The sequence below is a fragment of the Streptomyces paradoxus genome (assembly GCF_014202475.1).
Classification (GTDB): domain Bacteria; phylum Actinomycetota; class Actinomycetes; order Streptomycetales; family Streptomycetaceae; genus Streptomyces; species Streptomyces paradoxus.
In genome coordinates, this window is record NZ_JACHGV010000022.1 from 1 (window position 1) to 23,082 (window position 23,082).

At 69.1% G+C, this 23,082-nt stretch carries 21 protein-coding genes and 3 pseudogenes; 13 read left to right on the top strand and 11 right to left on the bottom strand.

Features of this window, described 5'->3' with window-relative positions; genetic code table 11:
- A partial coding sequence (locus tag HNR57_RS38155) for a MarR family winged helix-turn-helix transcriptional regulator (protein WP_376772338.1) occupies window positions 1-202 on the top strand: 202 nt, incomplete at its 5' end.
- A 236-nt stretch (window positions 203-438) separates the two neighbouring features.
- On the opposite strand, the pseudogene HNR57_RS38160 reads toward HNR57_RS38155, so the two are convergent.
- The 5 genes and pseudogenes from HNR57_RS38160 to HNR57_RS38180 form a co-directional block, all read right to left on the bottom strand.
- Window positions 439-798: pseudogene (locus HNR57_RS38160) on the bottom strand (helix-turn-helix domain-containing protein); the annotation flags it as partial.
- A 375-nt stretch (window positions 799-1,173) separates the two neighbouring features.
- Complete coding sequence (locus HNR57_RS38165; RefSeq protein ID WP_184567848.1) at window positions 1,174-1,395, bottom strand: hypothetical protein; 222 nt, start codon at window positions 1,393-1,395, stop codon at window positions 1,174-1,176.
- A 99-nt stretch (window positions 1,396-1,494) separates the two neighbouring features.
- The gene (locus HNR57_RS40760) at window positions 1,495-1,656 is read right to left on the bottom strand and encodes a hypothetical protein (RefSeq protein WP_313675816.1); all 162 of its coding nucleotides are present in this window, start codon (window positions 1,654-1,656) and stop codon (window positions 1,495-1,497) included.
- A gap of 576 nt (window positions 1,657-2,232) precedes the next feature.
- Window positions 2,233-5,037 carry a GH32 C-terminal domain-containing protein gene (locus HNR57_RS38175; protein ID WP_184567850.1) on the bottom strand — a complete coding sequence of 935 codons (2,805 nt, stop codon included), beginning with the start codon at window positions 5,035-5,037 and terminating at the stop codon, window positions 2,233-2,235.
- A 198-nt stretch (window positions 5,038-5,235) separates the two neighbouring features.
- Window positions 5,236-8,169, bottom strand: coding sequence for a GH32 C-terminal domain-containing protein (locus HNR57_RS38180; RefSeq protein WP_184567852.1), 2,934 nt, complete (start codon window positions 8,167-8,169; stop codon window positions 5,236-5,238).
- 265 nt (window positions 8,170-8,434) lie between these two features.
- Here HNR57_RS38180 and HNR57_RS38185 point away from each other — a divergent pair, with 265 nt between their 5' ends.
- The 6 genes from HNR57_RS38185 to HNR57_RS38210 all read left to right on the top strand — a co-directional run bounded on the left by HNR57_RS38185 (window position 8,435) and on the right by HNR57_RS38210 (window position 15,518).
- Window positions 8,435-9,469, top strand: a complete 1,035-nt coding sequence (locus HNR57_RS38185) for a LacI family DNA-binding transcriptional regulator (protein WP_313675817.1) — start codon at window positions 8,435-8,437, stop codon at window positions 9,467-9,469.
- A gap of 186 nt (window positions 9,470-9,655) precedes the next feature.
- Window positions 9,656-10,918: an ABC transporter substrate-binding protein gene (locus HNR57_RS38190; protein WP_313675818.1), complete on the top strand. Its 1,263-nt coding sequence runs from the start codon at window positions 9,656-9,658 to the stop codon at window positions 10,916-10,918.
- A gap of 87 nt (window positions 10,919-11,005) precedes the next feature.
- A complete protein-coding gene (locus tag HNR57_RS38195; RefSeq protein WP_184567856.1) occupies window positions 11,006-11,932 on the top strand; it encodes a carbohydrate ABC transporter permease in 927 nt (308 codons plus the stop codon).
- Window position 11,933: 1 nt separating this feature from the next.
- Window positions 11,934-12,806 (top strand): carbohydrate ABC transporter permease, encoded by an 873-nt coding sequence (locus HNR57_RS38200; protein WP_184567858.1) that lies wholly within the window; start codon window positions 11,934-11,936, stop codon window positions 12,804-12,806.
- Between the two features lie 122 nt (window positions 12,807-12,928).
- On the top strand, window positions 12,929-14,353 hold the full coding sequence (locus HNR57_RS38205; protein WP_313675819.1) for a glycoside hydrolase family 32 protein: 1,425 nt from the start codon (window positions 12,929-12,931) through the stop codon (window positions 14,351-14,353).
- Between the two features lie 160 nt (window positions 14,354-14,513).
- Window positions 14,514-15,518, top strand: coding sequence for a carbohydrate kinase family protein (locus HNR57_RS38210; RefSeq protein WP_184567862.1), 1,005 nt, complete (start codon window positions 14,514-14,516; stop codon window positions 15,516-15,518).
- Window positions 15,519-15,722: 204 nt separating this feature from the next.
- Here the strand turns inward: HNR57_RS38210 and HNR57_RS40150 are convergent, their stop codons facing one another.
- Complete coding sequence (locus HNR57_RS40150; protein WP_184567864.1) at window positions 15,723-17,042, bottom strand: NsdA family TPR-like regulatory protein; 1,320 nt, start codon at window positions 17,040-17,042, stop codon at window positions 15,723-15,725.
- A 165-nt stretch (window positions 17,043-17,207) separates the two neighbouring features.
- On the opposite strand from HNR57_RS40150, the gene HNR57_RS40490 reads away from it, so the two are divergent.
- The gene (locus tag HNR57_RS40490) at window positions 17,208-17,336 is read left to right on the top strand and encodes a hypothetical protein (protein WP_281403950.1); all 129 of its coding nucleotides are present in this window, start codon (window positions 17,208-17,210) and stop codon (window positions 17,334-17,336) included.
- A 181-nt stretch (window positions 17,337-17,517) separates the two neighbouring features.
- Window positions 17,518-18,033: pseudogene (locus tag HNR57_RS40765) on the top strand (JmjC domain-containing protein); the annotation flags it as partial.
- 161 nt (window positions 18,034-18,194) lie between these two features.
- Here the strand turns inward: HNR57_RS40765 and HNR57_RS40770 are convergent.
- Entirely contained in the window at window positions 18,195-18,332 is a 138-nt protein-coding gene (locus tag HNR57_RS40770; RefSeq protein WP_313675821.1) for a hypothetical protein, read from the bottom strand.
- A gap of 41 nt (window positions 18,333-18,373) precedes the next feature.
- On the opposite strand from HNR57_RS40770, the gene HNR57_RS40775 reads away from it, so the two are divergent.
- The 3 genes from HNR57_RS40775 to HNR57_RS38235 all read left to right on the top strand — a co-directional run bounded on the left by HNR57_RS40775 (window position 18,374) and on the right by HNR57_RS38235 (window position 19,841).
- Window positions 18,374-18,949: a type III restriction endonuclease subunit R gene (locus tag HNR57_RS40775; protein WP_313675822.1), complete on the top strand. Its 576-nt coding sequence runs from the start codon at window positions 18,374-18,376 to the stop codon at window positions 18,947-18,949.
- A gap of 218 nt (window positions 18,950-19,167) precedes the next feature.
- Window positions 19,168-19,467: a transposase gene (locus tag HNR57_RS38230; RefSeq protein WP_184567866.1), complete on the top strand. Its 300-nt coding sequence runs from the start codon at window positions 19,168-19,170 to the stop codon at window positions 19,465-19,467.
- A 5-nt stretch (window positions 19,468-19,472) separates the two neighbouring features.
- Window positions 19,473-19,841: a TetR family transcriptional regulator gene (locus HNR57_RS38235; RefSeq protein ID WP_246555386.1), complete on the top strand. Its 369-nt coding sequence runs from the start codon at window positions 19,473-19,475 to the stop codon at window positions 19,839-19,841.
- Between the two features lie 361 nt (window positions 19,842-20,202).
- Here HNR57_RS38235 and HNR57_RS38240 read toward each other — a convergent pair whose 3' ends face one another.
- From HNR57_RS38240 to HNR57_RS38250, 3 genes are all read right to left on the bottom strand, one after another.
- Entirely contained in the window at window positions 20,203-21,288 is a 1,086-nt protein-coding gene (locus HNR57_RS38240) for a serine/threonine-protein kinase (protein WP_184567868.1), read from the bottom strand.
- A gap of 403 nt (window positions 21,289-21,691) precedes the next feature.
- The gene (locus tag HNR57_RS38245) at window positions 21,692-22,075 is read right to left on the bottom strand and encodes a hypothetical protein (RefSeq protein ID WP_030836397.1); all 384 of its coding nucleotides are present in this window, start codon (window positions 22,073-22,075) and stop codon (window positions 21,692-21,694) included.
- Window positions 22,075-22,314: a hypothetical protein gene (locus HNR57_RS38250; RefSeq protein ID WP_184567870.1), complete on the bottom strand. Its 240-nt coding sequence runs from the start codon at window positions 22,312-22,314 to the stop codon at window positions 22,075-22,077. The genes HNR57_RS38245 and HNR57_RS38250 overlap by 1 nt, the downstream gene beginning before the upstream one ends.
- 237 nt (window positions 22,315-22,551) lie before the next feature.
- Between HNR57_RS38250 and HNR57_RS38255 the strand changes: the two are divergent.
- Window positions 22,552-22,869: pseudogene (locus HNR57_RS38255) on the top strand (hypothetical protein); the annotation flags it as partial.
- On the opposite strand, the gene HNR57_RS38260 reads toward HNR57_RS38255, so the two are convergent.
- On the bottom strand, window positions 22,858-23,073 hold the full coding sequence (locus tag HNR57_RS38260) for a DUF6207 family protein (RefSeq protein ID WP_184567871.1): 216 nt from the start codon (window positions 23,071-23,073) through the stop codon (window positions 22,858-22,860). The pseudogene HNR57_RS38255 and the gene HNR57_RS38260 overlap by 12 nt on opposite strands.
- Between the last annotated feature and the right edge of the window lie 9 nt (window positions 23,074-23,082).

Consider the following 23,082-nt stretch of genomic DNA (forward strand, 5'->3'; position numbering starts at 1 on the left):
GCTCGAGACGCGGGGCCTGCTCGAGCGCCAGCCCGACCCCGGCGACCGGCGTGTCAAAATCCTGGCGATCACGGACACCGGCAGAGAGATGGCCGAAGATCTGCTCGACCGCCTCCGCTTCGCCCGCGAACCGCTCGCGGCCCTCGACGAGAACCAGCGACGCGACCTGTGCGACCTGCTCCAGCTCATGGCCGACACCTGAGAGCAACGATCCACCTCCGCCTTGAACACCGTGCCGGGCAAGTCGATCGCCGTCCCGAGCAGGTCGCACAGCTCCGGCAGGACCTCGCCATCGGTCTCGCGCGGTCGCGCTCGGCAAGCTGCACGAAGCAGCGGAGAGCACCCTGGTGCCCCGGCCCGCCGCGCCGAGTTCCCACGCAAGCGCCGCCCAAGCATGGTTCCCACCAAAGAGGCGACCACCCGCCCCGGTGAGGGTCCAGACAGCGTCATGCTCTTGTGGAACCGGCGCCCGATCAGCGTCTTGATCCGCGCCAGCGTCCACGTCTGGTCCGGCCAGCCGTGCGCGACCGGCCCCTTGGCGAGCTCCTCCTCGAGCACGGCGAACAGGGCCTCACCCAGCTTGGGCCGTGACACCGGCCCGGCAGACCGCAGCCCCTCGGTGCCGGCGTCGTGCCAGGCCCGGCGCCAGCGCTGCACCGAGCGCACACTCACCCGCAAGTCCTTGGCGACCTCGGCGTTGGAGGCACCCGCAGCGAAACGCTCCGCGGCCTCCAGCCGGATCCGCTCGCGAAACGCCTGCCGTTCAGGCGTCAGCCCACCACCCTGTGGATATCTCACACAACAGGCATACCGCGACGATCACACATCGTCAGCCCTCAACGACATCACGCCGCAAAGGTCAGTAAGCACTGACTACGAGAGGGGCGTCAGCCTCTGGCTGACGCCCCTCTCGTAGTCGTAACAGGCCGGCACACCACGTGCTGCGTACCGGACATCCTGAGGAAGCACTCCCGGCATCACACCTCGACCTCATCGGAAGGGGACGCGGAACACTGCGGACGCGACGGTGGTGGTTCCATTGATCTCGGGACCACCACGCCGAGGAACAACGCCCGCGCCGCGAGAGGGGTGAAGGTCACGCTCTTCTCAGCTCAGCCACCTATTGGACGTTGGGAACCCGGAACGGTTCGTGCCGCTTCGACGAGCTCAGGTTCAGACATCCGGCGATAGGCCGAAGCCACTTGCATTGGCGCTCCCACCCGCGTATACCGAGCCGCTCTTGGTGAGGGCTTCCCCGAAGCACACCGACCACGAGTTCTTCGCGAGCCCCGAAAGCGAGCACGCCCAGGCACCCGCCTGGATGGTGGATGGGTTGTACAGCGCCACCCTTGCCTTCGCGACGTAGATGCTGTCTTGGTTGTTGCGCACGATCACCGCACCCTGGACGGAGGTGCCGCTTGGCGACCTAGTTGAAAAACACCTACTCAGTGCCCGGTGGGACCCGCGTTGCCTCCTTCGCTGTGTGGGTGGTGGTCAGCGTTTGACGCGGCTGCGGATGGCGAGGACGGCCATGCCAAGGAGGACGGGCTCGGCCAGCCGGGAGGCCATTTCGGTGTAGGTGCCGGCGGTGGTGAGGTCCTGACCGGAAGAGCGGAAGATCACCGAGTTGATCACCACTCTCAGACTCTTCTCCACCCGTTCAGTGGTGACGCGTTCGGCTGGCGGACCGGTCGGATTGACCGGGTCGGGGGGCGGCGGTAAGGATGACCTTTTGTCCAACGGCGGCCTGACGGCCGGTGATAGTCAGCTTGGGATCACTGGCGGGCAGGCTCCACAGCACCATTACCGCGATCGTGACGGCCATAGTCGCTCCCAGCCAGGCCAGCGCGCGGGTGGCACGCAGCCCGTACCCGGATAGGGCCCAGTAAGCGGCCAGCAGTGCCCGCTCGCCCCTGGGCCGGGTGGTGTCGTGGCGGCGCATCTCGCACTCGCCGTAGTAGAAGTCGGCGGCGTCCGGCTCGTTCTTGCCGTCCTCCAGTGACTTGCGCAGTTGCCGGTTTCAGAGCGGGGGCATCCTGCGGCGGCGTCCAGCTGCGGGCGGTGCCACGGTCGGGGTGGCGGGCGGTGCGTGTACGCCAGTGGTGCTCCTCGATCAGGGTGTTGCGCTGGCTCCATCTCCAAGGCAAGCCGCATCGGCGCAGCCTCCGACCCCGCCGGCATGACTGGCGTGCCGACCGGGTCGGAGGTGCCGACGGGCGGTTGTGTTGTGCGTCAGTCGGTCAGGTTTCCCATCTTCCAGATGGTCATGGACTTGACGACGCTGCCGTCGCCGAAGAGCCGCAGGCCGAGAGAGTCCTGCCGGAAGGGGTAGGCGCGGGTGGTGATGGACTTGTGCGCGTTCGCGTATGCCTCGATCATCGAGCGGTCCAGGAACACATCCAGTGACAACTCTCCGTTGGAGAGCGTCAGCGGACCTTTCTGGATGCCCAGGTTGGCGTCGACGCTGGAGTTGTTTCCGGATCGTGTTCGGTCGACGCCCAGTTGTCCGGCCGGGGCGTCGTAGAACAGACGGGTCCGCTCTTCGCCACCGGGGCTGCGCAGCACATCGAGTCCGAAGGTTCCGGCGCTGCCCCGTTCCAGGGTCAGCTTGATGTGGAGCATGTCCCCCTTGATGTCTGCCAGGCGCGCGTTGGCGTCGGCGACGGAGATCGGTTCGTTGATGTCGAGGAGTGGTTCGCCCACATGGAGCCGGGAGACCTCCTCGATAGGGCTGACTCCCAGGTCTCCGTCAGGTCGCATGGACAGTTGGACGGGGAGGCCGGCGTTGTGGGCCCAGCCTGCGTCGTAGTGGGCGCGCTCCGTGCGCCGGTCCTGCGCGATGCTGAAGACGAGGGAGCGGCCCTTGTCGTCGACCGTGCCGCTGGGGCCGGTGAAGTGATCGCCGTAGTCGAGCAGTTTGGGCTCGGTGGTGTCGGGTGTCCATCGGCGGGCCTGGGCGTCCCAGGTGCCGACCCAGTAGTAGGTGTACTTGCTGCTGTACTCGGCGGGGCCGTCGGGGAAGGACGGGTTGACGAGCAGCGCCCGTCGCTGGCGTCCCTGGTCGTCCTTGCCGATGGGGAGGAAGGTGGGGAGCTCCCAGACCTGGCCGGTCCTGGGGTGGGCCTCCACGTCACCGACCATGAGAGGTCCCGCGTAGGTCCAATCGGTGAGGTTCTTGGACGTGTAGAGGAGCGCCGTCCCGCCGACGCTTTGGCCTGAGGTGGTCTGGACTCCCGAGCCGACCAACTGGAACCAGGTGTCGCCCTCCTTCCACACGTCCTGGTCGCGGAAGTCCCCGAAGCGGACCTTCCGTCCGGCGCCGACGTCCAGATCGGCGGTCTGGATGGTCACCAGGGTCGGGTGCATCTTCCACTCGACCAGGTCCGGGTCGCCGGGGTCGACGGGGCGTGCGAGTCCGGTTGCCTGATTGGGGCGCTGGGAATCGTTGCCGGCCGTGAACAGCAGGACCGGGACACCGTTCTCGTCGAGCGTCGCGTCGCCGGACCAGACGCCGTCCGGTGCCACGCTCCCCGCGGTGGGGGCGAGGGCGACGGGCAGGTCGCGCCAGTGCACCAGATCCTCGCTGACCGCGTGCCCCCAGCCGATGTTGTGCCAGTAGGGGCCGTGGGAGTTGTGCTGGTAGAAGATGTGGTACTTGCCGTTGACCTGGATGGGGGCGTGGGGCTCGTTCATCCAGTGGTTGGGGGCCGAGAAGTGGTAGCCCGGGCGGTAGCGGTCGCCGTCGTAGCGTGAGCGGTCCATGGCCATACGGGCTTCGGGGATGCTGCCCCCGGCGAATGTCCGCATGTCGTGCTCGTGGCCGGCGCGCACGGATTCGGCGGTGAGCGCGTCAGTGTGGACCTTCACCTCGTCGACCAGGCCGTTGAACATGTTCACGGCAAAGGTGCCGTTGATGATGGCGGGCTGGTTGTGGCGGCCGATGAGCAGAGGAACGTCGGCCCTGGCCAGGCGGGCCGTGGTGGGGATGGCTGTCCGGGCGACCCGCTCGCCGTTCAGGTACAGGCTGATGGTGCCCTCGCTCGGAACGAAGACCGCCGCGATGTGCGCCCGCTTGCCCGCGGCCAGAGCCGCCGCCTGGGGAACCGCCGTCTCGTACCAGGCGTCACCGGTGCCGATGCCGAACTGCCACACGCCGTGTCGGCCGACGCCGAGCGAAAATCCTCGGCGTGCTGCCTTGTCCTGCTGGTTGACGATGGCCGAGGGCTTGCCTTCGTCGCCCCATTCGAAGGCGCGCGGCGCGACCCAGGCTTCGACGGTCATACCGTCCGTGGGGAGCTGGGTTTGCGATGCGGCGCGGGTGACCCAGGTGGAGTAGCCGTCGAAGAGAAGGGCGCCGGAGAGAACACCATCCTCTTGCCGCTCGGTACGCCACAGTGGGTCGCTGTTCGGCTTGTAGACCGCGTTGTTGAAGACGTAGCTGATGGGATCCGCGCTCCGGCTGATCCGCTCCGTGGTCGCGGTGCCCTGCCCCTCGGCGAAGTCCCAGTAGGCAGCGAGCCCCTCAAGGCCCGGGTCCGGAGCCTCGTCCAAGCCGACTCTCACGTCGTCCAGGTTGATGTGTCCCCAGCCGCCGGTGGCCCGGTCGACCGCCGTGATGCGCAACTGCTCGCCCAGGTACTCCCGCGCGTCCCAGGTGACACGGCGGTACGCCTCGTCGTCGGTGCCGGTGGCCTTGTGCAGGACGGTGCCGTCCAGTGTCGTCAAAGCCACGTACAGATGGTCGTCGTTGCGGCCGCCGGAAACCAGGACGCTGGCCATCCCGGTGCCGGTCAGGGTGAACGGCTCGGAGGTGACGGTGCCCGTGGGGGCATCACCGCCGCCCGCGAATCCCCACAGGTGGTAGGTGCCCTGCTGGTTGAAGCAGCAGCCCCATCCCCAGCCCGGCTGGTTGGTGACTGATCCGTTGAAAGCGGCTCCTGTAGTGCTCCAACCGCTCAGGTCTCCCCTCTCGAAGCCGGGGTTGGACAGGGTGCTCTCACTCGCGCCCGCCTGTCCCGACATGAGGGGAGTTGTCATGCCGAGACAAGCCACGAGGACGAGCAGTGTGCGTAGCAGGCTGCCCGGGGGCCCTGTCCTGGATATCGCTGATGAACGCGTGCGCATGCATACCTCCGGTGATGTGTTGAGGTGTGTTGAGCAGGCTGATCAGTGCGTTTCCTGGTCGCGGGCCCACGGCAGCGCCCCGGGAGCGTGGAACGTGGATGGGGCAGGTGGTCAGGAGCGCTGGACAGGCACGTTGACGTCGTCGACGTTGATGTGGCCCCAGCCGCCCGTCGCCTTGTCGACGACCTCGACGTAGATCCGTTCGCCGATGTGCTCGGACAGGTCGAAGACGACACGGCGGTACTGTTCGGCACCACGCCCGGTCTCCTTGGCCAGCACCTTGCCGTCGTCTGCGCGGACGACGGCGGCGTAGAGCCGGTCGAGGTCGTTGCCGCCGGACACGAGCAGGTCGACCACGCCGTCTCCGCCGAGGACGACGGTGGCGGAGCGGAGCACACCTGTGGCGTCGTCGCCGCCCGCGTTCGGGTTGTAGCCCCACAGGTGGTGGCCGGCCGGGTCGTCCGCCGTCTCGGCCTGGTAGAAGGGTCCGCCCCAGCCCCAGTCGGTACGGGTGGTCACGTTGGCGTCGCCGAAGGTGGTGCCCGAGACGACGGTCCATCCGGTGAGGTCGCCGGTGGCGAAGTCGTGGTTGGGCAGGGCGCCGACGTTCGTCGGGCGCGGCGGGTCGTAGGCGGCCGGCGCGACGGACGTGTCATAGGCGCCGTTCATGCGCCAGACGTCCAGGGAGACGACCCGGGCGGAGCCGCCCTCGCTGGTCAGCCGCAGGCCGGTGGCGTCCCTCCGGGTCGGGTAGACGCGGCTGGTGAGGCTGTTGGTGCCGTTGACGTACGCCTCCAGCATCGAACGGTCGAGCAGGACCCTCAACCTCAGCTGTCCGCCGACGAGTTCGACCCTGCCGCCGTGGACGCCCTTGCGAACGTCCGGGTCGAGGCTGGAGCGGCCGCGGTCGCTGGAGAAGCGGTGCTTGCTCGTGTCATAGGAGAGCAGAGTCCGCTCACTGCCGTCGGCGCTCGCCCGGACGGCCAGGGTGACGGTCGTGGCGTCGCGGGGCTCGATGACGGCCTCGATGTCCAGCATGTCACCGGAGACGCCGACGAGTTGGCGGTCGGCCTCCTTCACCGAAGCCTGTCGGATCTTGACCAGCCGTCGGCCCCGCAGTCCGGCCGCCTCTTCGATCGGCTCGACTCCGAGGGTTCCGTCCTGGCGCAGCGAGACGCTGACCGGCATGCCGGCGTTGTGAGCCCAGCCGGACTGGGCGTGCTGCTGTTCGCTGCGGCGGTCCTGGGTGATGCTGAAAAGCACCGAGCGGCCGTCGGGGGTGACGAAGCCGGACGGGCCGGTGAAGTGCTCGCCGAAGTCGAACTCGCGGGGCTTTTCGTGGTCCGGCACGAAGCGGAATGCGCCCTTGTCGAAGGTGCCGATCCAGTAGTAGGTGTGCTTGACGGCGTCAGGGCTGAACGCCTCCCACCAGGGGCTGACCAGCAGGATGTGCTTGCCGCTGCGATTGCCCTTCGGGCCGGGGAGCGGGAGAAGCACCGGCAGCTCCCAGACTTCTCCCGGCTCGGGGACCTTCGCGAGGTCATTCCAGTGCAGCGGCCCCCGGTACGTCCAGGGCCCCTCGGGCCTGCGCGCGGTGTAGACGAGTGCGGTGCCGCCGTGCTTCTTGGTGACCCGGGTGCCGTCGTAGTCGACGATGCCGCTGCCGACCAGCTGGTACCAGACGCCGTCCTCCTCCCAGACGAACGGGTCGCGGAAGTTCTCCGCCCACGCGGTACCGGGGCCGGCGGGGAGACCGGCCGGGGCCTCGGTGACCGGCTCGGACTTCATGGTCCAGGTGGGCAGGTCCGTGTCGCGGTCGGTCTTGTACGAGGACACGGCCATCCCGGTGCGCTGACGGTAGGGCAGCCGGTCGTCGCCGCCGGTGAAGAAGAGCACCGGCCCCCGGTCGCCGTCGACGTACGCCGAGCCCGACCAGATCCCGTCCGGCCCGACCGAGTCCCCTGCCGGGGCGAGGGCTATGGGCATGTCCCGCCAGTGCACCATGTCGGTGCTGACGGCATGTCCCCAGTGGATCTGGCCCCAGAACGGGCCGAGCGGATCGTGCTGGTAGAAGATGTGGTACTTGCCCTTGAAGTACACGGGCGCGTGCGGCTCGTTCATCCAGTGCCAGGGCGGCAGCATGTGGAACTGGGGGCGGTGCCGGTCGCCGTCGTAGCGGGCCCGGTTCAACGTCAGGTCCGGGCGGGGCACGCGGTGGCCCGGCAGCGCGGCGACCCTCTCGGCGTGCTCCCGCTGGGCGGTGGTGTCGTCCAGGGTGCCTTGGCGGATGACAAGGCTGTCCATCAGGCCCATGTACATGTTGGCGTGGAACTCGCCGTTGAGCAGGGTGGGCCGGTTGTGCCGGCCGATCAACAGCGGCTCGCCGGGGGCCAGATGGGGGGCCTTGTCGGGAGTGGGGGCGGTGCCGATGAGGCGGCCGTCGCGGTAGAGGCGCAGCTGGTGGGCGGCCGGGTCGTAGCTGGCGGCGACGTGGGTCCATCGGCCCTTGGAGGCCGGCCGGTCCTGGGCTCCCTTGACCTCGATCAGGTCGGTGCCGAAGCCGAGTTGGAAGACGATCTGTCCGAAGCGGCGCAGGCCCAGCAGAAAGCCGGTCTTCGCGTCCGGGTTGTGCTGGTTGACCAGGGCCTGGGGCTTGCCGTCGATGCCGTGCTCGTAGGCGTAGGGGGCGATCCACGCGTCGACGGTCAGGCCCTGGGCGGGGTCCAGCTTGCCGGGGCCCTTGGCGGTGACCACGGTGGAGTAGCCGTCGAAGTACAGCGCCCGGCCGCGCACTCCGCGCCGCCTGACGGGGTCGGTGTCCGGCTTGTAGCGGGCGTCTTCGAAGACGTAGTCGATGGGGTCGGCGGAGCCCGAGACCGCCTCCCGGGCGACCGTGCCGCCGCGCTCGTCGAAGTCCCAACGGGCGGTGGGACTTTGGGGGCCGCGCCGGCCCTCCGCAGCGGCGGAAGCGGAAGCGAACGAGAGCGGTACGACGGCCCCGCCGATGGCGGCGGACACGACGGTGAGGGCTGTTCTTCTCCTCATGGGCGGGCTCCTGGGTGGTGCGCGGCAGGTCTGACGCTCTGCCAAATCGGTTTAAGCGAGATGGCTCGGCATCGTTCGCGCCCCGCCCCTGCTAACGCAAGAGCTAATGCATACCGTTTTACCTGGGTGACGCAAGAGAGACGGACAAATCGCCATATACCTCCCCGATTTCTCATTCGAGATGTCTGCGGTGTTGACATCCGGCCACAGGCGCATCAATCTCTTCGCAACTTGCTAATCCGATTTAACAACGGAGCTGAGCAGCGTGTCTGAACGTCGTGTGACCATGGCCGATGTCGCCCGCCATGCGGGCGTCTCGCCGACGACCGCGTCGTTCGCCCTGTCCGGTCGCACCGACATGCGCATCTCCGATGCCTCCCGCCAGAAGGTGCTGGACGCCGCGAAGGAGCTGGGTTACCGCCCGAACGTCACCGCGCGCAGCCTGCGGACGAAGTCGACGCAGACCATCGGGTTCGTTTCGGACCGGATCACCACGACGCCCTTCGCGGGCGAGGTGATCCGCGGCGCGATGGAGGCCGCCCGGGAACGGGACAACCTGCTGTTCATCACGGAGGCGGGCGGCGATCGCGATGCCGAGTCGTCGCTGGTCCACGCGCTGCTGGACCGCCAGGTCGACGCGGTGATCTACGCGTCCATGTTCACCCGGTACGTCACTCCGCCCAAGGAGCTGTTCGGTCGCCGCGTGGTCCTGCTGAACTGCCTGGCCCCCGGCTTCGACGCGCCGTCCGTCGTCCCGGACGAGTTGGAGGCCGGCCGGGACGCGGCCCGCGCCCTGCTCGTGGCCGGTCACACCGAGGGCATCTGGGCGATCGGCGGGCACCAGGCCGTCCCGGCCACGCCCGAGGGGATCATCGCGGGCAACGAGCGCATGCGCGGTCTGGAGGAGGTTCTGCGGGAGGGCGGCGCGCGCCTGGACGGCGTCATCGAGTGCGACTGGGACACGCGGGACGGCTACCGGGAGGTGGCCGCGTTGCTCGCGGCGGGTCACCGTCCCCGGGCGCTGGTGTGCCTGGCCGATCGGGTGTCCCTCGGCGCCTACCAGGCGCTCGGCGAGGCGGGTCTGGCGGTGCCCGGCGACGTGTCGGTGGTCTCCTTCGACGACCAGGACATCGCGTCCGTGCTGCGCCCGGCGCTCACCACGCTGAAGCTGCCGCACTACCGATTGGGTCGACTCGCCGTGGAGTTGATACTCCGCAGGGGGCCGCTCGAAGCAGTTGTCCACCGTGTGCCCATGCCGCTGCGGGAACGTGCCTCCATCGGCGCCCCTGCCGGGGGCTGACACCGGGCACCCGAAGACGGTTGTCCCGCCGCCAGGAGTTCTGACCCTCCGGGCGGCGGGACGACCACCAAGAACAGCGACCGTCGCAACCGGTCGCCAAGGCGGGTCCGGCAAGACCCGTCTCAGTGAGATGGAGGAACCCTCGTGGTGTTCAGAACCAGGCGCCTCGCTGGTGCGAGTGTAGCTGTGGCAGCGGCGACCGCGCTGGTCGCCGGATGCGCGACCGGCAGCGGCGGCAGCACGTCCGGAGCCGACGGCGACACACTGACCCTGTGGACGCACAACGCCGGCAACTCGGCCGAGCTCGACGTCGTCAAGAAGATCATCAAGGACTTCAACGGATCCCAGAGCAAGTACAAGGTCAAGCTCCAGGCGTTCCCGCAGAGCGACTACAACAACTCCGTCGTCGCCGCCGCCTCGGCCCGCAAGCTGCCGTGCCTGCTCGACGTGGACGGGCCCAACGTGGCGAACTGGGCCTGGGGCGGCTACCTCGCCCCGATCGACGTCTCCGGCAGCGAGGTCCCGCTGTCCGACCAGCTGCCCAGCACCGTCGGCCGCTACAAGGACAAGGTCTACGGCTTCGGCTTCTACGACGTGTCCCTGGCCTTCTTCGCCCGCAAGTCGGTGCTGAACAAGTACGACATCCGCATCCCCACCATGGACAAGCCGTGGACGAAGACCGAGTTCGACGCGGCGCTCGCCAAGCTGAAGAAGAGCGGGAAATTCAAGTACCCGCTCGAGATGGGCACCGGCGGCACCGGTGAGTGGTGGTCGTACGCGTACTCCCCGCAGCTGCAGAGCTTCGGCGGTGACCTGGTCAACCGCGACGGCTACAAGACCGCCTCGGGCACCCTCGACGGCAAGAAGTCCGTGGAGTGGGCGACCTGGTTCCGCTCGCTGGTGTCCAAGGGCTACATGTCGAAGAAGTCCGGCGCCGACCCCAACAAGGACTTCCTGGCCGGCAAGAGCGCCATCCAGTGGGACGGCAGCTGGAACGCGACCAAGAACGCCGACAAGCTCGGCGACGACCTGGCGATCATCCCACCGGTCGACTTCGGCAACGGTCCCAAGATCGGCGGCGCCTCCTGGCAGTGGGCGATGAGCTCCAGCTGCTCCAACAAGGACGGCGCGCAGGCGTGGCTGAAGTTCTCCCGCCAGACCAAGTACTTCGTCGACTACGCCAAGGCCACCGGCACTCTCCCGGGCACCGAGGCCGCCGCGAAGCAGATCGACGGCTACCAGCCGGGCGGGAAGTTCAACGAGCTCGTCCAGTTCGCGCGCAAGTACGCGGAGGTACGCCCGGTGACCCCCGCCTACCCCTACATCTCCACCGAGTTCGAGAAGGCGGCCCAGGACATCCTGTCCGGCGCCGATCCCAAGAACGCTCTGGGCCAGGCCGCGAAGGACATCGACAACAACCTGAAGACGAACAACTACAACGCCGGCTGACCCTGCTCCGGTCCGGTTCGGGCCCCGACCGCGCCTCCTCGCGCGCCCGAACCGGACCGGCTCCCCCCTGGAGCTACCGTGACCACCATGATCGCAGCCCTTGAGCGGCTGCGTCCGGTCCGGCGAACCCGAACGACCAACGCACGCCGCCGTGAGAACCTCACCGCCGTCGGCATGGCCACCCCGGCCGTCGTGCTGCTGATCGTCTTCCTCGTCGTACCGGTCGCCCTCGCCTTCGCCCTGGCGTTCACCGACGCGAGGCTGATCTCACCCACCCCGGCCCGCTTCGTGGGCCTTCGCAACTTCACCCAGCTCTTCGAAGACCCGGTCTTCTACAAGTCCCTGCGCAACACGGTGTACTTCGCCGCCGTCGTCGTCCCGCTCCAGGCCGGGCTCGCCCTGGTGCTGGCACTGCTGGTCAACGCGAAGGTGCGCGGTGTCAACTTCTTCCGCACTGTCTACTTCCTGCCGGTCGTCACCTCGATGGTCGTCGTCTCCCTCCTGTGGACCTTCCTCTACCGGCAGGACGGCCTGGTCAACCACGTCATCTCGGCACTCACCCTCGGACATGTCGACGGCCCGGACTGGCTGGGCAACCCGGACACCGCCATGCCCGCCATCATCCTGATGTCGGTGTGGCAGGGCGTCGGCTTCCACATGATCATCTGGCTGGCCGGTCTCCAGACCATCCCCGCCGAGCTGTACGAGGCCGCCGACCTGGACGGAGCCACCCGCTGGCACCGCTTCCGCCACGTCACCTGGCCCGGACTGCGCGCCACCCGCACCTTCGTGCTGGTCACCATCACCATCGCGGCGTTCAGCCTCTTCACCCAGATCAGGGTGATGACGCAAGGCGGCCCTCTTGACTCCACCACCACGGTCGTCTACCAGGCCGTGCGCACCGGCTACGACCAGCAGCAGACCGCGTACGCCGCGGCCATCTCGCTGATCTTCTTCGTGCTCGTGCTGGCCGTGTCCCTCGTCCAGCGATTCCTGACCCGGGAGAAGGACTGACATGACCTCCGTCCTCAAGCACCTCGGCGGTCACGTCGGCCGCGTCGTCCTGGCCCTGGTCTTCGCGCTCCCACTCGTCTTCATGCTGATCTCGTCGTTCAAACCGGACGACCAGATCTTCAGCGACCTGGGCTCCCTGCGCGCCTTCCTGCCGGTCGGCGCCCTGTCGCTGGACAACTACACGGCCGTGTTCGAGCGAGTCCCGGCGGCACAATTCCTGCTGAACTCCGTACTGATCTCCTCGATCACCGTCGTGCTCGGCATCATCGTCAACAGCATGGCCGCCTTCGCCCTGTCCCGCATGCGCTGGCCCGGCCGCAAGCTCGTCCTGACCGGCATCATCGCCACCCTCATCGTGCCGTTCGAGACCTTCGCCCTGCCGCTGGTGTGGTGGGTCAACCAACTGCCGCTGCTCCGCGTCAACGGCTTCCACCTGGAGTGGACCACCGGCTGGATGGACACCTACCAGGTCCAGATCGTGCCGTTCGTCGCCAACGCCTTCTCGATCTTCTTCTTCCACCAGTACTTCCAGAGCATCCCCAAGGAGATCGACGAGGCGGCGATCGTGGACGGCGCCGGCTGGTTCACCATCTACCGCCGCATCGTCATGCCGCTGTCCGGCCCGGCCATCGCCACCGTCGCCATCCTCACCTTCCTGCCCGCCTGGAACTCCTACCTGTGGCCGCTGATGGTCGTGCAGAGCGAGAACCTGCGGCCGGTCATGGTGGGCATCTCCTACTTCTTCCAACTCAACGTGGGCTGGGGCCAGATCATGGCCTACTCCTCCATGATCACCGTGCCGATCCTGGCCCTGTTCGTGGCGTTCCAGCGGTCGTTCGTGAACAGCATCGCGTCGACGGGCGTGAAGGGCTGAACCCGCGCCCGCGCCCGCGCAACGCACCGCGTTTCTCCACCCCTCTTCTTCCCCGTGTGCTTCACGCACCCCAAGAAAGGCCCCGTGTGTCCACGCCGCCTGCTGACCCCCACCTTCCGGCCGTGCATCTGCGCCCCCCGCGCAACTGGATCAACGACCCCAACGGGCTGGTCTTCCACGACGGCCACTACCACGTGTTCTTCCAGTACAACCCGTACGCTCCGCGGCATTCGAACGTGCACTGGGGCCACTACCGCAGCCCCGACCTGATCAACTGGGAACCCCTCCCGGTGGCCCTCGCCCCCACTCCCGGCGGCTACGACGCCGACGGCTGCTTCTCCGGAAACGCGGTCTCCGACGACGGCCGCATGGTGGCCTTCTACTCGGCCCACCGCACCGACCGCTGGTGGCAGCCGGTGACCACCGCCGAGTCGTACGACGGCGGAATCACCTGGACCAAACGCCCGGAGCTGCTCATCCCCGAGCCGCCCGCCGACACCACCATGTACCGGGACCCCTACGTCTGGCAGCAGGATGACCGCTGGCGGATGCTGGTCGGCTCGGCCCTCGCCGACGGCCGCGCCGCGGCGCAGCTGTACGAGTCCGACGACCTGGAGCACTGGGAGTACCGCGGCCCCTTCCACGCCAGCGATGCCGCGGCCGGCTCCGGCCCGGTCGGATGGGAATGCCCCCAGTACGCGACCTTCGGCGACAGCGGCGTCCTGATCATCAGCGACTGGACCCCGCAGGGCGGCCCCAGCCACACGACCGTCCACACCGGCCGCGAGCAGGACGGACGCTTCACGGCGACCGCGGCCCCGGTGCCGCTGGATCACGGCCCCGACTTCTACGCCCCCGCGCTGCTGAGGGCCCCCGGGGAGGACCGCTGGCTGCTGTGGGGCTGGGCGTGGGAGGCCCGCGACGACGCCTGGGCGCATGAAGCAGGCTGGGCCGGCACCCTCACCCTCCCCCGCGAGGTGACCCTCGCCGCCGACGGAACGGTCGTCCAACGCCCCGCTCGCGAACTGCTCGCGCTGCGTGGCGAACGCGTACTGCACCGCACCGGGCACGTCACACAGTCCGGGGCGACCGAACTCGGCCAGGTCAGCCGCTCCTTCGACCTCACTGCCGTCCTGACCCCGGACTCCACCGGCACGAGCGGCCTGCGCCTGGTCACCGCCGCGGACGACACCGAGTACCTCGACATCAGCCTCGATCCCACCACCGGCCAGCTCACCGTGGACCGCAGCCACGCGTCACTGGACGCGAGGGCGCGGGGAGGCTCGTATGCCGTCCCGTGCCCAGCCGCGACGCCCGGCACCCCCGTGGAGCTGCGCGTGATCGTGGACCGTTCGATCGCCGAGGTCTATCTCGGCGACGGCCAGGTCCTCACCCTCAGGTTCTATCCAATTGCCGAGGGACCCTGGCGACTCCAGGCCCGCACGACAGGCACGGGACGCAGCGACTTCACCGTCGAGGCATGGAACCTGACCCCGGGCGGAATCCGTCAGGAACCGCTGCTGGCGGGCCAAGGGCAGGACGCGTAACGCGCCGCCTGTCCTACGTGTCCTCAAAACGCCGTCCTCACCTCGAAGCGGGTGAGGACGGCACCGTCGTCGACCTACCCGTTGACCGCGGCGTACCAGCCGGACCCAGGCACGGGAGCGGCAGCCCCACGCCCCTCCCTCAGAAAGGCAGAGAGTCACCATGACCCGACACGGCTCCCCCAGCAGTGTCACCGTCCTTGGCGAGTGCGTGGCCGACACCTTCGCCGACCCTGGCCGGTCCGGCGAACTCGCACTGCGCGCCCTGCCCGGTGGTGGCCCGGCCAACACCGCCGTGGCCCTTGCCCGGCTCGGCACCCCCACCCGCTTCCTCGGACGGTTCTCCAACGACGTCTTCGGCGCCCTCTTCCGAGACCGCCTCAGCGCCTCCGGCGTCGACCTGACCGGCAGCGTGAGCGCCCACGAGCCCAGCACTCTCGCCGTCGCCGACCTCGACGAGACCGGCCAGGCCACCTATACCTTCTATGCCGACAGCGCCGCCGACTGGCAGTGGACCGCCGCCGAACTCGCCGCCACCCAGCAGGACGACGCGGTCTGCCTGCACACCGGATCCCTGGCCCTGGTATGCCAGCCCGGTGCCGGCCACATCGAGGACCACCTCGCCAGCGCCCGCGAGCACGTCACCGTATCCATCGACCCCAACGTCCGCCCCCTGCTCGTACCGCCCTCGGCCTACCAAGAGCGGCTTCCTCGCTGGTGCGCCCTTGCCGACATCCTCCGCCTCAGCGAGGACGACCTCGCCCTGCTCCTCCCCGGTGCCGGCCTTGAAGAGGCTTGCGACACCTGGCACAGCGCCGGCGCACGCCTCGTCGTCATCACCCTCGGCCGACGCGGCGCACTCGCCTCCTTCGACGGCCACCGCGTCACCGTCCCGACCCCAGCCACCGACGTCGTCGACACCGTCGGCGCCGGAGACTCCTTCACCGCCGGCCTGCTGCACCGCCTCGCTGCCCTCGGACACCTCGGCGGACGACTCGACCGGCTGAGCCTCGAAGACGTCGCCGACGCGTGCTCGTTCGCCGCCCACGTCGCCGCTCTGACCTGCTCCGTCCCAGGCGCGAACCCGCCCAGGGCAGAACACCTGGCAACCCCGTTCCTCTCCAGGGATCGCCGCTTCACCGAGTCTGCGTCCACCTCCACCTCGTGACCCAGTCATCACCGAACTGCGCACACGCAAGGGCAGTGCCGTAGTCGCCGCCGGTGGTGATCAACATGATCGAGTTGTCGGCGACCATCGCGCGGCGTCGCCGCGGTGGACGCACCGTGATCGATCAGTCTCTCACTGATCGCTTCGGTTGCACCGGGCTCACCGCCCCAGGCCATGCGGTCGCCGTATGGGTCCGTCCCTCTTTCACGCGGCGAGGACGTCCCGCAACTCACGTACGGTACGTTCCCGGTGGTGCTGGGCGGGGATGGCCTCGTACAGGTCCAGGGCGCGGCGGCGGACCAGGCCGGTGCGGTAGTCGACGGGCAGCGCTGTCAGGGCGTCGACCGTACGGCGGCACGCCTGCTCGGTGTCGCCGTCGTGATGGGAGCACGCCGCCGCGTCGATGTTCAGCAGGGTGCGCGTCATGGTGCTGGTCGGCGCGGACAGCTCCAGAGCGCGCTGCTGGCTCTCGTTCGCGCGGCGGGTGTCCTCGAGGGTGGTGAAGGTGTGGCTGAGGTGGACGTGGTGCTTTTGCTCGCCGTACGTCAGCCACGTGTCCGACCGCTCACTGTCTGGGAGCCGTTCCATGAGGGCGTCGGCGGCGGCGCGGGCCTGCTCGGGCTGGTGGTTGAGGGCGTAGGCGCGGGCGGCGACCGCGGCCGCCAGCGTCGCCGCGGCGGTCGGCCGGTGCCCGGCGACGTGACGGGCCCGTTCGGCGAGGCCGGCCGCCGCCTTCGGGGCGCCGTAGTTGAGCGGGACCATCGCCTCGCGGGCGAGGACCCAGGCGTGCAGCTGGTCGTCGCCGGATTCGGCGGCGGCCCGGGCGGCGGTGGCGAACCAGGCACGGGACTCGCGGCGGCTGCCCAGGTCGTGTAAGACGATCGCGGTCATCCCGGCCATCTGCCCGGCTGTACGGCACAACCGTGCGCGGACCGGTGCGGGCTGCGGGACGGTGAGCAGGGGGCGCAGGGCCGTGAAGTCGGTGACCAGGTCGGCCAGTACGCGGGTGGGCGCTTGTCCGTGGTAGCCGTATCCGTAGCTCTCGGCTGCGGCCTCGAGGTCGGCCAGGTCCTGGGGAGTGTCGGGGGAGAGGGTCTGGTCGACGTCGGTCCGGGCGGCGGTGAGCGCGGCGAGGGCCGGAGCGGTGAGGCCGGCGGCCAGCGCGCCACGCAGCAGGTTGCGGCGCTTCATCGGATCTTCTCCATGGTCGGACTCCGTGCTGTGGGCGGCGGTGTCTTCCCAGGGTTGCGCAGCAAGCCCCAGTAGGGCACCGGGAATGCGCAGTCCGCCAGCGATTCGCTCGACAGTCGTGAAGGCGGTGACAGATGTGATGCCCCGAGCGATCTGGCTGACCCGCTCGGCTTTGAGCGCGCACGCTTCGGCGATCCGGTTGAAGGAGATCCCCACGTCGTGGGCCATCGCGAACACCGTGGTGAAGTCCCGCTCGCGCAGGGCCCGGACGAACACCGGGTCGGCCAGCAGACGGCGCGGCACTTGGGCGGGTGACGGCGGTAAGTCGTCCACAAGTCCCCCAGAACTCTCGTGGAATGACGAAGCGTCAGCCCAACGACCATACCCACCGTGGGGGCCCCGTCACGGGGTTATCGCCCGTGCGGTTCACGGCTGTACTGGCGGTGTTCGCGGCCGTGCCGTCCAGGGCCCGGCCGACTGATCAGGAGGAGGGTCCTCATGCAGAGTCCCGCCACGCCCCCGCCCGGCGGCCTGGTCCGCTCCCGTCGGCTGATCGTCGCCGCCCGGGGCCGCAACGCCATCCCCTCGGACGGCGGCGGCACCGCCAAGAGCGACGGCAACGACTGACGACCGGGAGCCCTACGCGATGACGCACACATCCATCGCGGCGTGCCTGGGCGAGGACTTCCTCGCCCAGGCACTGCACCGCGAATACCGCCACGTACCAGGCGCCCTCGATGTCGCCGGACTGATGACCTGGGACGACCTCAACCAGATCCTGGCCGCACACCGACTGGAACCGCCGCGCATGCGGCTGTCCCGCGACGGCGAGACGCTGCTGGTCGGCGGGTACACCACGCCGGTGGCCACGCGCCGGCACACGGTGTGGCACCGCCTCCACCCGGCCGAACTGCACGCCCGCCTCCAGGAGGGCGCATCCCTCGCCCTGGACAGCGTCGACGAACTCCACCCGCCCATCGCCCGCCTCTGCGAAGCGATCGAGCGCGACCTCCGCACCCGCGTGCAGGCGAACCTCTACGCGTCGTGGACCAGCACCGAGGGGTTCGGCGTCCACTGGGACGACCACGACACCGTCATCGTCCAGCTGGACGGCGCCAAGCGGTGGCAGATCTACGGCACGACCCGGCCGTTCCCGCTGTACCGCGACATCGAGGACCCGGGCGAGGCGTCCACCGAGCCGGTCGCCGACCTGGTCCTGTGGCCGGGCGACGTCCTGTACGTGCCGCGCGGCGTGTGGCACGCGGTCTCCGCCGACCAGGGCACCCGTTCCCTGCATGTCACCTGCGGTCTGCAGACCCACACGGCGACGGACCTGATGGCGTGGGTGTCCGAGCAGCTGCTCACGCACGAGGACTGGAGGCGCGATCTGCCGCTGCTCGCCGCGCCGGACGTCCAGGCCGACGCCGTGGACGGGATGCGCAAGCGGCTCGCCGAACTGCTGGACGACCCGACGCTGCTCGCCCGCTACCGGGCCGCGATGGACGGCCAGGCCGTCGGCCGGATGGTGCCGAGCCTGCCGTACATCGACGGCGTTCCCGTCGACGGCGGCCTGCGGGTGCGGCTGACGACCGCCCGCGCCGTGCTGGAGGTCGGTGAGGACACGGTGACGCCACGGCCACCTCGCCGCACCCGCCACCACCCCCGTGGGCGCATGGCTCGCCGAACAACGCCACCTCGCAGCCAAGAACCAGCTCGATCAGGCCCGCGCCGACGCCCTGAGCACCCTCGCACCCGACTGGCGCCTGCCCCACGGCGCGGACTGGCACCGCAAGTACCACCTGCTGCGCGCCCACCTCGCCTCCGGAGCCGACCCCGCCACCCTGACTCGCGACACCCAGCTCGGCGGCGTGAAGATCGGCTCCTGGCTGGCCCGCCAGCTCACCACCTGGTCGGCCCTCGCCGACGGCCAGCAGCAGCTGATGACCGCCCTCGGCCTCACCCCCGAGAACAACCCGCTCGCCCCCGCCCGCCGGGCCCGCCGCACCTTCGAACAGACCGTCCAGCTCCTGGAACTCTTCCTGCACCGCGAAGGCCGCGCCCCCGCCGCCCGCGAGAGCATCCGCGTCGACGGCGACACCGTCAAGATCGGGGCCTGGCTCGCCAAGACCCGCACCAAACACCGCACCGGCCAGCTCCCCGACGACCATGTCCGTCTGGTTGCCGCGCTCTTCGACGGAGACTGGACGGCCGAGAACGCCACCCCGGCCGTCCTGGCGTAGCCGCTCCCGCAGACCGCGCCGCCTCGCGGACCCGGTCCACGACGTGCCGCGGTCGTACATTACGCGGAACGTGCAACGGGCCCCGCTGCACCAGGCGGTGGCGGTTGCGCCGTCGGTTCCCTCGGCGCCCGCGTGCTGTGGTGCCCGCCCTCGAGAGCCGGCCGGTGGACGGTCAGGGGCGGCTGCGCGGGACGGCGTCGACGCGGCTGGTGTGCTGAATGTATTCGGCCTGCGGACCCGAGCTGACCGCCTACCTCGACGGCTTGCTGCGGCAGCGGGAGAGACTGCGGTCGATGACCGAGGCCGACGACTGGGCCCGCGCCGAGGCCACCCCGTCGGATGAGGAGATCTCCCGCGTCCGGCGGCTGATGCGACGCGTCACCGAGGAGGCCGACAAACTCACCGACGCCGAACGCGCCGAGATCCAGCAGGCCGCAGTCATGGTCCGCAAGACCCGCCAGGGCTTCCTCGGCATGCCCCGCATCCCCCAGCCCCTGCCCGACCTACGACCGGAGTGACCCGCATGACCCCGACCGACCCCGCAGTCCAGGCCATGCTGGAAGGCCGGCGAGCCGACACAGGCCGACGCCGTCAGCGGGTCCTCGCCGCCCTGGCCGAGGCCGCGAAGGACGGCTCCGAGACCAGCGTCGCGGCGATCGCCCGCCGCGCGGGCGTTGACCGCACCTTCCTCTACCGCCACCGTGACCTCCTCGGCCAGGTCCATGCCCAGGCCGCTGAGCCGCCCACGGTCCCCGGCGGCCGGGGGCCTGTCGTCAGCCGGGCGTCGCTCCAGGCTGACCTGGCGGCCGCCGACGCCCGCACCGCCCACCTCGCCGCCCAGGTCCGCCGCCTCGAAGCCCGCCTCAGCGATGCCCTTTGCGAGCGGGTCTAGCGCGAGTCCGGCATCGGCGGCCCCGACGACACCGAACAGCTTCAGGCCCGGATCACCACCCTCGAACAGCAGGTCGTCGACTTGGAGCTCAAGCTCCAGGACCAGGGCGACGACCTCGCGGCCGCCCGCGCCGCGAACCGCGAGCTGATGGCCCAGCTCAACCGCGGACGCGACATACCTACGCATCCCGGCTGAATCCCCAACAGGTGGGGGGTTCAAGGGCAACGGAGCCGATTTCAACCCTGCCATGAGTGCGTGAAGTCATGAAGCGGCGCATCTTCTAGGCTGGCTGTTGGCCCTGCTCCCGAATGCACTCCCCAGGAGTCAGCCGCATGCTGGCAGGACTCGCAACCAGCGGCACTCACCGCGCGAACCGCAGGCTGATCCTTCCTTTCCGGTCGATTTCGGCGATCTCTACATAAACCTCGTCACCGACTCTGACCGCCTCCCCGTAATCGACGCGTTTACCAAATTGCCGTCGCATTTCAGTGATATGCAGTAGACCCTCCTCGTCATACGGCAATGACACGAACATCCCGAACGAGAGGATCTTGGCTACTGTTCCTGGACAGCGAGCACCCACCGACGGCCAGCAGTATTCGATGAGCGCGGTACCGCTGGTCGACGACGGTGCGGACAGTAAAGCCAGCGCCTGAGGGATCGTCAATCGTCTGCTGATCTCCTTTTCGAGTAACCCAGTGATGAGCGGAGCAAGCCGTCCCGCGCGTTTCAGTGGTGGAGCTTGTTCAAACAGGACCGCAGCGAGTGATCCAGATGGGCTGTCCCTACGGAACGGGGAGATACCCTCGACGGCTTCATAAAGTGTCACCCCGAGAGAGAACGCATCGCAGGCCGCGTTGCCGCGGTGGCCGCGGGCACGCTCAGGGGCGATGTATTCCAGCGAGCCGATAAATCCCCCGGGTGCAGTGAGCGCTGTGTCCACCTCGTGTACGGCAATCCCGAAGTCGGTGAGGAGTACCTCACCGGTATCGGTCAACATGATGTTGGCCGGTTTGACGTCCCGGTGAGTAATACCAGCTAAATGCGCCGCGCCGAGCGCCTCGAGCACGGCCACAGCGATCCTCGTCGCGTCGTCAAGGGGCAAGAACTTGTGCGAATTGAGGGAGTCGGCCAACGAACAACCATCGACCAGACGCATTACGATCCAGGGAACGCCGCCTTCGACGACCACGTCGTACACCGTGATGACCCCAGGATGGTCGCGGATCCGCGCGGCGTTGCGTGCCTCGCGTGCCGCTCGCTCCAGCCTTTCCGACTGCTCGGCGGGCGATGCTGCGGGCGGCAGCCGCACTTCCTTCACCGCTACGTCAACGCGCAGGGCCTGATCGTGGGCCTTCCATACCCGTCCGAATCCACCAGACCCGAGTATTCCGATCAATCGGTACCGGCCACCGATCACATGCTTCGGCTGCGATTGCTGCCCCATGGCGCCCCCCATTCGGCAGTTGTCACAGCACCGCCGAATGGAGACAGCGTACGGACAACGTGGTGGGCTTGCCACAGGATCGTGCACGTCCGGCACCCGAGTGTGAGCATCTGTTCAACGCGCTTGCCGAGGCCGTGATCGCGTTCGGGCGCCGAGGTGGAGTTCGGGCGGGTCGCGGTCACCCCGAGCAGATCGCCGCCTACGACCTGCCGACTGTCCCAGGTATGCAGCGAAGCCGAACGCATACGCCGCAACCTGGCCCGGGTACTTCCCCAGGCGTCCGCACCCCAGCTGAGTGCAGCGCACACCGCCGGCGGACCGACGGACCCTTCAGCCGTCCGGTAGGGCAGGGAGCCGGGCGAGACGGCGCAGGCCGCCGCTCGTCCGCCGGGCGGCGCCGGGTTCAGATACGCCAGGAACGCAGGGTGTCCGCAATGTCGTAGATCTTGAGCCGGGTCTCGCGGGCTTTCCTGATCAGGTCGGACAGCGCCCCGTACGGCGGGTCGATGCCTTCACCGGACTGGTCGAGGTACTGGGTGGTGACGAAGGCGGCGAAGAGGCTGTTGCGGTGGGGGAGCGGTTCGAGCCGCACGATGGTGTGCAGGAGCGCGGCAGCACGCCAGGCGGCGTCGGGGTTGGACTCGGCGAGCGTCGGTGTGCGGGTCTTGTGGCGGGCGACGGCCGCGACAAGGGCCGAGTAGTCGGTGACGGACACGTCGTCGTGGCCGAGGGCGATGTCCTGAACGTCCAGGAGCCAGGAGACATCTACGTACAGGGTCTCGCTCATCAGGCGGCACTGGCTCCTCGGTCGCGCTCGGAGGGAGGAATCTCCTCCGGGAACGCCGCGTCGAACTCCTCGCGCAGCCGGTCCGCCCAGGACGCAGCGCCCGCCACGAACCGCCGACGGTGCATCTCGCGTACGCCCAGGTCGTGCAGGTACTGCTTGAGGCTCTTGCCCTCAGCGGCGGCAGCAGCACGCACGCCTTCCATCTCTTCCTCGGTGAAGGACACATTCAGTGATGGCATACCCGCATGGTACCTACTTGGTGCCTGCCGAGGAAGCAGAGTAGACGCCGACGCCCCAGGTCCGATCCAGGACTGGCCGGGGACGGACGCACTGCCCGCTCGCTTCCCTCCCGGCCGGCGCCCGCAGCCGGGAGGCCACCAGTGGCACCCCCGGGCATCCGAGCCAGAGCGCCGCGTCGCCTCGCCAGTGTCTGCCGCGGGCATAGGCGGCGCCATTGAGGCCAGATCCCACGGATGCGGCCGGCGAGATCGGCCGACCAGGGCCAGGAGGCATCGCTGGTGGCGGTCACCGCCCGTTCCAACCGCAGCAAAGCAGACCAGGACCCGGCTCAGTGGCTCCCGCCCGCGGCCGACGCGCACTGCCGCTACCCCGCGGAGTGGGTGGCCACCAAGCTCCGCTGGAGCCTGACCGCGGACGAACTCGAGTTGGCGGCCCTGCACGAACTGGCCCGCCACTGCCCGCCGCAGAACGTGCCGTACGAGCCGGCCTCCCAAGCAGCTCCACCGTCGAGGCCCGAAGACGCCCGCAGCCGACGTCGGGCCTCACCGGTGTGATTCGAGTTCCTGACGGACGTCGAGATAACAGCGCAGCCGTACACCCGGCTCGCCCGGCACACGAATCGTGCGGTCCGCCGACGCGGTCGCCCAGCGCCCGGCAAGCAGCGCCTGAACGCCGAACGCGGTCTGGTCGTCGCACGCTGCGACGTCGACGACGGCCAGGCCCGGCTGCGCCACGTGCGCTTCGCTGATCGGCTTCATACCCGGCAT